This is a genomic window from uncultured Acetatifactor sp. (assembly GCF_948601915.1).
Classification (GTDB): Bacteria; Bacillota; Clostridia; order Lachnospirales; family Lachnospiraceae; genus Acetatifactor.
The window spans coordinates 1-8,149 of record NZ_CAPDXS010000192.1; the positions used below are offsets into that span (position 1 = coordinate 1).

General features: G+C 55.2%; 12 protein-coding genes. 8 read left to right on the forward strand and 4 right to left on the reverse strand.

The features are described from left to right. The 3 genes from Q2B33_RS21975 to Q2B33_RS21985 all read left to right on the forward strand — a co-directional run. Positions 1-654: exosporium glycoprotein BclB-related protein (locus Q2B33_RS21975; protein ID WP_300814095.1), on the forward strand; the 654-nt coding region annotated here is incomplete at its 5' end. A 284-nt stretch (positions 655-938) separates the two neighbouring features. Next, entirely contained in the window at positions 939-1,139 is a 201-nt protein-coding gene (locus Q2B33_RS21980; protein WP_300573909.1) for a hypothetical protein, read from the forward strand. Next, on the forward strand, positions 1,130-1,540 hold the full coding sequence (locus Q2B33_RS21985; protein WP_296459726.1) for a GNAT family N-acetyltransferase: 411 nt from the start codon (positions 1,130-1,132) through the stop codon (positions 1,538-1,540). The genes Q2B33_RS21980 and Q2B33_RS21985 overlap by 10 nt, the downstream gene beginning before the upstream one ends. On the opposite strand, the gene Q2B33_RS21990 is transcribed toward Q2B33_RS21985, so the two are convergent. After that, positions 1,515-2,153 (reverse strand): GNAT family N-acetyltransferase, encoded by a 639-nt coding sequence (locus Q2B33_RS21990; protein WP_300573914.1) that lies wholly within the window; start codon positions 2,151-2,153, stop codon positions 1,515-1,517. The genes Q2B33_RS21985 and Q2B33_RS21990 overlap by 26 nt on opposite strands. Positions 2,154-2,218: 65 nt before the next feature. Continuing rightward, complete coding sequence (locus Q2B33_RS24745) at positions 2,219-2,413, reverse strand: GNAT family N-acetyltransferase (RefSeq protein ID WP_369124255.1); 195 nt, start codon at positions 2,411-2,413, stop codon at positions 2,219-2,221. 140 nt (positions 2,414-2,553) lie between these two features. Here Q2B33_RS24745 and Q2B33_RS21995 point away from each other — a divergent pair, with 140 nt between their 5' ends. Then, positions 2,554-3,285, forward strand: coding sequence for a DUF3800 domain-containing protein (locus Q2B33_RS21995; RefSeq protein WP_300573917.1), 732 nt, complete (start codon positions 2,554-2,556; stop codon positions 3,283-3,285). A gap of 368 nt (positions 3,286-3,653) precedes the next feature. Here the strand turns inward: Q2B33_RS21995 and Q2B33_RS22000 are convergent, their stop codons facing one another. Continuing rightward, positions 3,654-4,139 (reverse strand): GNAT family N-acetyltransferase, encoded by a 486-nt coding sequence (locus tag Q2B33_RS22000; RefSeq protein ID WP_300573920.1) that lies wholly within the window; start codon positions 4,137-4,139, stop codon positions 3,654-3,656. A 300-nt stretch (positions 4,140-4,439) separates the two neighbouring features. Between Q2B33_RS22000 and Q2B33_RS22005 the strand changes: the two genes are divergently transcribed. Genes Q2B33_RS22005 through Q2B33_RS22020 form a run of 4 tightly spaced genes read left to right on the forward strand, consistent with a single transcriptional unit; the run spans position 4,440 to position 7,566 of the window. Beyond that, positions 4,440-5,453, forward strand: a complete 1,014-nt coding sequence (locus tag Q2B33_RS22005) for an ABC transporter transmembrane domain-containing protein (RefSeq protein ID WP_300573923.1) — start codon at positions 4,440-4,442, stop codon at positions 5,451-5,453. Continuing rightward, the gene (locus Q2B33_RS22010) at positions 5,443-6,135 is read left to right on the forward strand and encodes an ABC transporter ATP-binding protein (protein ID WP_300792161.1); all 693 of its coding nucleotides are present in this window, start codon (positions 5,443-5,445) and stop codon (positions 6,133-6,135) included. The genes Q2B33_RS22005 and Q2B33_RS22010 overlap by 11 nt, the downstream gene beginning before the upstream one ends. Then, complete coding sequence (locus Q2B33_RS22015; protein ID WP_300914255.1) at positions 6,128-7,081, forward strand: ABC transporter transmembrane domain-containing protein; 954 nt, start codon at positions 6,128-6,130, stop codon at positions 7,079-7,081. The genes Q2B33_RS22010 and Q2B33_RS22015 overlap by 8 nt, the downstream gene beginning before the upstream one ends. 14 nt (positions 7,082-7,095) lie before the next feature. Further along, entirely contained in the window at positions 7,096-7,566 is a 471-nt protein-coding gene (locus Q2B33_RS22020; RefSeq protein WP_300573932.1) for a MerR family transcriptional regulator, read from the forward strand. Positions 7,567-7,823: 257 nt separating this feature from the next. On the opposite strand, the gene Q2B33_RS22025 is transcribed toward Q2B33_RS22020, so the two are convergent. Beyond that, positions 7,824-8,149: hypothetical protein (locus tag Q2B33_RS22025; protein WP_330687988.1), on the reverse strand; the 326-nt coding region annotated here is incomplete at its 5' end.

Consider the following 8,149-nt stretch of genomic DNA (forward strand, 5'->3'; position numbering starts at 1 on the left):
GCGGATGGAGCGACGGGCCCAACAGGAGCGACGGGAGCGGATGGGGCGACAGGCCCGACAGGGGCGGATGGAGCGACGGGCCCGACGGGGGCAACCGGCCCGACAGGCCCCACCGGAGCCACCGGTGTAGCAGGCACGGGAGCCATCATCCCCTTTGCGTCAGGGCTTCCGGTCTCTCTGACGACAATCGCCGGTGGTCTTGCGGGCCTCCCCGCCTTTGTGGGCTTTGGCAGCAGTGCGCAGGGGCTTACGCTGTTGGGGGCCACGATTGATATCACCAATGCCAGCGGAACCCTTTCCAACTTTGCGTTCCAGGTCCCGAGGGCAGGCATCATTACCTCGTTCAGCGCATTCTTCAGTACGACAGCGGCCATTTCCCTGGTAGGTTCCTCTGTCACGGTCAATGCACAGATTTACCAGTCTGTGACACCGAACAATGTATTCTCTCCCATTGCCGGAACGCTGATCAGCCTGACGCCGTCCCTGTCCGGGATCATATCCATCGGGACATTGCTGAACGGCTCGCTTACAGGGCTGAACATTCCGGTGACGGCCCGGACGCGGCTGATGCTGGTATTTTCAGCGACGGCAAGCGGACTGTCTCTGCTGAATACTGTCGCCGGATACGCAAGCGCCGGCTTGAGCATCAACTGACGCCATACGACAGAACCAATAGAATCCATGCGATGCATCCCGGAGGTTTCGATCATAGGAGCCTCCGGGATGCTCCCTGTGGCAGACTGGCCATAGAATTCGGATATGGACTCTGGACATGGCAGGGGATTGCGTATAAAATATATAGGTAGCGATTAAATCTTGCCCAAAACCGGATAAACGGCATGACCGGCTGTACTATGTGGCTGGCAAGAATTAAATGCCGTTTATATAGAATGGAAAACGCAGCGGACAGACAGGGAGGGCTTCAAAGGAGGTTCATCATGTGGATTGAAACCCGGAGATTGGTGATTCGGAATCTGAGGACAGAGGATGGAAGGATTTTTGCCGAAATGGCAGCGGACGGGAGCCTACATGACATCGGCTTTGGCAGGGACTGCTCCGGATGGATGGAGGAGTGGGTAGCCGAGGCAAAGAGATTGGCGTCTGGGGACATAAAAGGAGAGGGCATAAAATGTATATAGAATACAGAACACAGAAAGACTTGCCCTGTGACCAGCTGTACCGCCTGTTCCTGGCGGTAGGCTGGGCCACGGAGGGCACCACTACACAGGATATGATGGACCATTTCAATGTTGGCTTTCTCCATTCCACATTTGTCTTCTCCGCCTGGGCCGATGGCAGATTGGTAGGATGCGTCAGGGCTCTCAGCGACCTGCATTTCCGCTCTGTCATTTATGACCTGGCTGTCCTGCCTGCATTCCAAGGGCAGGGAATCGGCAGAGAGCTGGTGCGCAGGTGCAGGGAAGCCTGCGAGGGCTCCGAATGGCTGGTGCAGACAGATGGGGCAAAAGGATTTTATGAGAAAATCGGTTTTCGGGAAAATGGGGATGATTTCCTCACGCTTCCCGGCAAATGGTTTTAGGCGGGGAGCATATGGCATCATTATGTGCGAAGCGGCGTTCGTCATATTCATCTTTTGTCAGCTTCCAATGATATTGCAGCTTACCCTTATGTGGTTGCGGAATCTCTTCCTTAAAAATAAGCGTAAACCCGTTCTTTTCCCAGACACGCCTTGAACGGATATTATAATCTTCGCAAAAACAATGTAAGATGTCTACCTGCTCGCATTCAAAGGCGTATTTTACCAACATCCCAATAAAAAGTGTTCCGATACCTTTTCCCCAATAATTTTTTTCGCCAATCATCATGTCGATTCTTCTTACATCGGTACTGTCGGCATACATCTCTCTGACATTGGGCAGATTCATTTTCTGCAGCCAGCAGTCCCCTATGGCCCTGCCGTCTACCTCAACTAAAAAGCAAAGGTTGTTCTGCGATATGCCTCCGTAAATTTCATGGACCACCTCAGGAGGATAACTCTCGACATCGTCTCCTTCTGTCCAATACAGCACCTCAGGATTGGAGTTCCATTTATATAGGTAAGGCAAATGCTCATCAGAAAGAGGACGCAAAATAATCCGATATGCGTCATTTCCGCCATATAATGTTACGTCATGTGATTTGATGATGCCCATAGACTTATTCTCCTTGCTGCAGGGGATTGCCTCCCGCGAACGGCGTATCCTTTCTTCCAAAACGTCTATTTTATAGTTGGCTTATAGCTGATTTCGTGATAGAATTCATCGCCTCCGCCAGCCATGTGTGTGGCTCCCAGCTTCTTCATTCTGCGGTATATTTCCGATAATGCGGCGGCCGCCAGGCCTCTGCCGCGATACTCCGGAATGGTGCAAAGGGGCTCCAGATAAGCGATACCATTATACGAAAACGGAGGCATGCTCACAAGTAGAGAAAATGGTTATAATGAAACTTGCCACAAAAGATGACCACAATGATACAAACATACGTTCTTGTGGCATTCTGTCAACCCTTGGTATATAATGGGATATCATAATACCGATGAATGAGGAATTCAATATGAAAAATGAATACTATCTGTTTTTGGACGAGACAAAGCCCAATGCTCATGGGAGCTACTTTGCATTAGGCGGTTATGCCATAAAAAGAGAAGATTACGAAAACATTCTAAAACCGCAATTACAAAAAATAAAGTCTGACCTGATGCCGCAACCAGAGCTGCCGCTACATTTATACGATATGCGGAAAAATATAAAGGGCTTTGAGTTTTTGGTGGATGCGAAAATAAGAAAAAGTTTGTTCGACAGGATAAAAAATTTGGTTCAAAGTTTGGACATAAGTGTTTTTGTCGCGTCGATAGATACCGAAAATTACAAAAACATGTACTATGGACAGACTAATGATATTTATGATATAGCTTTGCAGACCATTCTTGAAAACTTTGTACATTTTCTGCTTGTAAACAAAGGAGTCGGTTCGTTTTTCATAGAATCAAGAAACCAGGCTGAAAATAAATTTCTGCAAATCTGCTATTATAGATTATTGACAGGTGGGACATTATTTATTAACTCTGATACAATTATGAAAAATCTCTCCATATTGAGCTTCCCATTAAAGTCGGATAACAACTTGGGAGTACAGTTGGCAGATTTCATCCCTGTCTCTTTTGTGCGTAAGTTGATTGGTTCGAAAGATTATTGCGGTTTATATAAACTGTTCGAATCAAAGCTGTATAGAGGGTATGGAGGAAATATGGAGGAACGGTTTGGGTTTAAGAAGCTGCTGGAATAGAACACATGTTCCGTGTTGACATATTGGAGAAAACTGGTAAACTATAAGGCGACGAGGTATATTAAGGTGTAACCATTTTTATACAGCGTTTGCAGAAGAAGTAAGGGCGTAGCCGTGGCTTCTGCATATTTAGTGTTTTTGGTACATATAAATAATTATGGTCGAAGGGTGTAACCGTGAGACCTAGCTATCCAGCGGCAGATAAGGCTGATCGGCATTATGGTGTAACCATTTTCTGATACAGCCTTATTTGCTGTCTGTATTAATGCGGTCTAAACTCCCATACAACTGGCAGCACCAATACATAAAGGGCCGTGAGCTTAGCTGGTGCACACAAAATTCATAGAGCCTGGAATACCCCACGGGCATCACAGGCACTTCTGGTACGCAATCCGTGGGCTCCCATCCTCCACATAGATGACGCCGCATTTCCGGAAGCCGTGCTTCTCCAGGAGGTGCCGCATGGCTGCATTGTCCCTGTGGGTATCGATGCGGATGTTGGGGATCCGGGCCAGGCAGTAGGCCAGGCATTCCCGGAAAATCCCCTTCCCAGCGCCATTTGCGGCGATGCGGTGGAGGGTGCCGTAGGGGGCGGCGTTGAGCCACTGTCCCTGCTCGATGATCCGGTAGGTGGGGTCTTCGCCGATGATGAAGGTGAAGACCCCGCAAATCTGTCCCTTCTCTTCCAGGACATGGCTCTGCCCGTTCTGAATATCTTGCAGCAGCGTTTCCCCGGAGGGCCTGTTGTGTCCCCACTGGCTGGGATTTCCGGCCTGGCGCATCTGTTCTCTCGCATAAGCGTATATTTCCTGAATCCGCCCGTAGTCGGCGGGGGTAGTGTGGCGGATCGTCATTTGCCCGGTATCCTTTCTGGCCTGCATCGTGCGGAATGATCGGAGCACGCGGTACCGCCCCGCATGGCAGGGATGGCCATTCGGCTGTTCCTTGCCCTGAATAAAGACAATGGTTTTCCGGGCCTGGCACATATGGAATCAAAAGTCGGCACAATGCTTTTGCGTATCAATATGATACCACACATCCTGCTCCCTGAACAGAGAAAAAGTTCCCCCATCCCCTTGACCCTGCCCCAGGGACATAGTATACACTGGAGGAAAAGAACGGGAGGAGCATCCCGAGGGGGACGGAGGATCGTGATGGGCGTATTGAAGAAACTGATTGGACTGCACCGTATCCTGTTCTGCGCGGCGGCCCTGCTCACGGTGGCGGCATCGGCAGCGAACCTGTGGTGGAACAGCTTCCTGGCGGATGTGCTGGACATGCTGGGCGCGCCCGGGAGGCCGGGGATGAGCGCATTGCTGCCGGGCATCCTGGCAGGCGGGACGGCGATTCTCCTGGCCCTGGCCGCGGGAGACTATCTGTCCTTTTATGCGGCGTCCTATACCTGCGAGCTGTCCGCCCATGAAATGCGGATGGGCTACGCCCGGTATTATCTGCGGGGGGACAGCAGGATGCTGGCGGGCTGCAGTGCGGGGGAGGAGGAGTCCGCCATGCAGAATGAGCTGAAGGATATCTCCGCCTATCTGAACGAATCTCTTTTCTCCATTATGAAGCAGTTCGTGGCGTTTGCGGCCACGGCAGTCTTTCTGGCGGTGAAGAGCCCCCGGCTGGCGCTGCTGTCTACCTTGCCGGCAGTGCCGCTGATGCTCTACTGCTTCGTCTCCGGCAGGACGATCAAAGCCTACGCTGAAAGATGTATGGAATACCAGAAGAAGATAAACGGCCTGGCGGATGTGCTGCTTTCCATGTTTCCGGTGATTCAGGTGTATGACGCACAGCGGCTGGTGATGGGGCTGGTGGAGGAGCGGCTGTCGGAATGGGGGCGGGCCAGCGTCAGGAAGGAGCGGATTGCGGCCAGGCTCATGTCCCTTTCGGGCCTGCTGTCCTTCCTGCCGCTGCTGTGCCTGCTGGGATTCGGCGGGTGTATGGTCATAGCCGGTGAAATCAGCACGGGCACTTTCTACCTGTTCGTGAACCTCTCCGGAAACGTATCGGGCTTTTTACAGAACATGCCGGGGGTCTATGCGGGGTTTCGGCAGTTCGGCGCGTCCATGGGAAGGCTGGAGAGGAAGCTGGTGTTTGAGGAGGGGCGCGGTGGAGAAGGACGGAATGGAGTGAGGCGGAATGGGACAGGACAAAATGGGATGTAGCTTAGTGGAGAAGGACACAGTGGAGCAGGACAGAACAGAACGATATGAAGCGCGCCTGGAGGACGTGGCGTTCTCCTATGGGGGAAAACAGGTGCTCCAAAATCTCTCCCTGATGGTCAGGCCGGGAGAGCACATCGGAATCGTAGGGGACAGCGGCTGCGGCAAGAGCACCCTGCTGAAGCTCCTGGCGGGCCTGTACGAGCCGGACAGCGGGAGCGTGGAGGTGATGGGAAAGCGGACGCCCGGGGACATCCGGAAACAGGTGGCGCTGGTGATGCAGCAAAATGCTCTCTTCCCTCTGTCCATCCGGGACAATATCACCTGCGGCCACCATGTGCCGGAGGCGGCGCTGTGGGAGGCCTGCCGCGGGGCCAGCCTTGCGGACTGGATCAAGGGCCTGCCCCAGGGGCTGGACACCCATGTAGGCCAGCGGGGCGGCCAGGTGTCCGGCGGGCAGGCCCAGCGGATCCAGATAGCCAGGGCCCTCTGCAAGGATGCGCCGGTGATATTGCTGGACGAGCCCGTGTCCGCTCTGGACAGGGACACAGGCCTGTCCGTGCTGGCGGCTCTGGGGAGGCTTACGGCGGGCCGGACGGTGATACATGTGACCCACCATCCGGAGGCTTTGGATGACGGTTATGCCATCTATCGGCTGGAAGGAGGGCGATTGCTTCGTGGGTGATTTCAAAAGGCTGATAAAGAGGATGGGCATAGGGCGCAGATATGTGCTCCTGCTTCTGCTCCGGGCGCCCTTTGACGGAGCCAGGGCATGGATGCTGGCGGCGCTTATGAAGTCCGTCTTCCGGTGCCTGGAGGCGGGGGAGGCAGAGGGGCTGCCGGGAATCTGCGTGTCCTATGGTATTCTATGCGCCCTGCTTTTCTGCTATAATGGAACCGTGTGGAGCCTCTATGCCGCATTTGCCGCCAGGGCGGAGGCGGCGCTCCGGGGGAGGCTGCTGGAGAGGATCCTGAAGCTGGGCTGCCGCCAGGTGGAGGCCAGGGCCCAGGGAGAGTGGATGACCAGACTGGGCAGCGATGTCCGGGCCGCGTTCGAGATGATGAATGGCCCCCTGAACATTCCCCATGCGGTGGTGGCCATATTGAATACAACGTTGTCTTCCGCGCTGCTCTTGGGCGGCAGCCCGCTTCTGGCCGGGGTGGCGTGGCTGTGGATCCTGCCCCATCTCGTCCTTCACGAAAGGGTGGTGCTCAGGGCGATTCCCGGGCTGAAGGAAGAATCCCAGCGGGCCATGGCGCAGTGCACTTCTGCCATAGGGCCGCTGATTGAGGAGGCGGACGCAATCCGGATATATGACGCTGGCGGGCTGCTGCTGGAGGACTGCGCCAGGCACAGCCGCAGCCTGATGGCGGCGAACCTGGGGATGCACAGGCGGGGCGCTTTAGGCGGCATGCTCACGAGGATATTCGGAATCGGCGGGTATTTCTCCATGCTGCTGTCCGGGGCGCTCCTGATGGAAAAGGGCTGCATGTCCTTTTCGGATGTGGTCTATTGTTTTCAGGTAAGGGGCTCCATGCTGGCGGGGCTGTTCATGCTGATTGCCTCTCTGGGCAATCTGAGGGCCAATGGGGTCTGCGTGAAGAGAGTGAATGAGGTTCTGGACGAGTGAGGAGGGCTTGGCTTATGAAGGATGGTCTGATGCTGATCGGGGAGCTTGCGGCTTTTTTCGGCGTGTCCAGGAAGGCTCTGCGGCTGTATGAGAAAAAGGGGATCATAAAACCCGCGAAGACGGACGACCGGAACGGCTACCGGTATTACGCCCCGGAGCAGGTCCGGCAGTTGAACGCGCTGTTGGAGCTTAAGGCCCTGGGATTTTCCCTGGATGAAATCAAGGGCATCGTGGACGGGGAGGCCTCCAAGGGGCTGCTGCTCCAGGCCCTGGAGAGGAAGCGTCAGGCCTGGCAGGCGGCTGCCGATGAGGCGCGGCACAAGGCGGAATGCCTGGAAGGCATCATGGGGAGCCTGGAGGGCTCCAAGGAGGCGGAGGGAATCCAGCGGATGACGGAGGAGGAGCGGGCATGGCTGCTGGCGAAGCTGGTGTGCGTGGAGGAAGTCCGGGCCCAGAGAAGCCTGAGCGAGGCGCTGTGGCTTTGACGGCGGCGGGCAGCAGGGCTGGCCTGCCCCGCCGACTGACGACAACGCGGTACTGGGGTGGACATCAAGTGCTGATTGCTCAAGGATTCATGCATCGGGGTGCTAGTCCTGGCGCGGACATCAAGCGCTGATTACCCGGGAATAGAGGCATCGGTGCACCGGTTCTCCGGAACGTATACTGTGGTCTGGAATATCGTCCATATCCAGACTGCCCGGCATGTTCCTGTCGTCCCGGCAGACGGGCGTTCAGGGGGGCATCATTCCTGCTCCGCCAGGTACACCGACACCCGGTTCTGGATGAGGGCAGCCACGTCCGCGGCGTTTTTCTGGCCGCTGAAGTACCCCTCCGCCTCCTGTGCGACGATGGAGGATATCTGGCGGCCGCCCCGGGCGGTGGTGGAGGAATCCAGCAGGGCGCATATGAGGTCCGTCTCCTCAGGGAGGGGCGTATAGAAGAATACCTGCATCGCTCTTGAGGAGAGCGCGTGGTAGGCGTACCGTTCAGGCTTTCCGTCCCACGTGTAGATTTCTCCGTCCTCCCCTATGCGGTAGGGATTCTCCGAGACCTTTGCGAAATACCGCT